Origin of the sequence: Neobacillus drentensis, assembly GCF_036965425.1 — a bacterium.
Taxonomy (GTDB): Bacteria; Bacillota; Bacilli; order Bacillales; family Cytobacillaceae; genus Neobacillus; species Neobacillus drentensis_F.
On sequence record NZ_JBALPP010000216.1, the window covers coordinates 1 to 762 of the forward strand.

General features: G+C 26.4%; 1 protein-coding gene. It reads right to left on the bottom strand.

Features of this window, described 5'->3' with window-relative positions; translation table 11 throughout:
- On the bottom strand, positions 1 to 572 hold a 572-nt coding region (locus V7161_RS30210; RefSeq protein ID WP_335716448.1), incomplete at its 3' end, for an acyltransferase family protein.
- Positions 573 to 762: the final 190 nt, after the last annotated feature.

Sequence of the window (762 nt, forward strand, 5' to 3'; positions counted from 1 at the left end):
AAGTCACCAATTAAAGGATGAATTAAATTATTTATATATAGTAATTTAATTACAAATATGAAGATTAACGAAATCACTGAGACAAGAAAAGGTCGGTTAATTAATCCAAATAATAGAAATAAAGCACATATGATGTAAAAAGTGATCTCAATTCCTAAACTCCAATACGAACCATCAACTAAGTCTATTCCTACCCCCGGTATAACTCCTTGAATCATAGTTAAATTAAAAATGAAATCCGCATAATTAACTTTTAGCACATCTAAAGAATAACTTCTAGTAACAAAAAATGTTATAATTACGGATGTAATGTAAGCAGGATATAACCTTGCTGCTCTTTTAAATGCGAACTCCTTTAAGTTAGCACTTTTAATTAATGTCATATAAATAACAAAACCACTAATAATAAAGAATAATTGTACACCAAAATACCCATAATATAGTTTGAAGGGATAATTATTGACATGTCCAAATGCATTATCATAAAAAATAGTAAAGTGATATAACACAACCGAAATAGCTGCAAATCCTCGAAACGTATCTAACTCTTTTAATCTACTTCCATTTTCCATCCTTATTTTCTCCAATGTTTAATCCTTATATTACAATCTAATATTGCACTTTAGTTTTAATGAAAAAATAATTATTTTTCCGTAAATAATTTAACTGGTACAAACTCCATCTATTTCGTAAGTTAAAAAAATGGTTTGAAATAGAACTTTAAATATTTTTAAAAAGGATAATTTGTGTTTCCTATATATC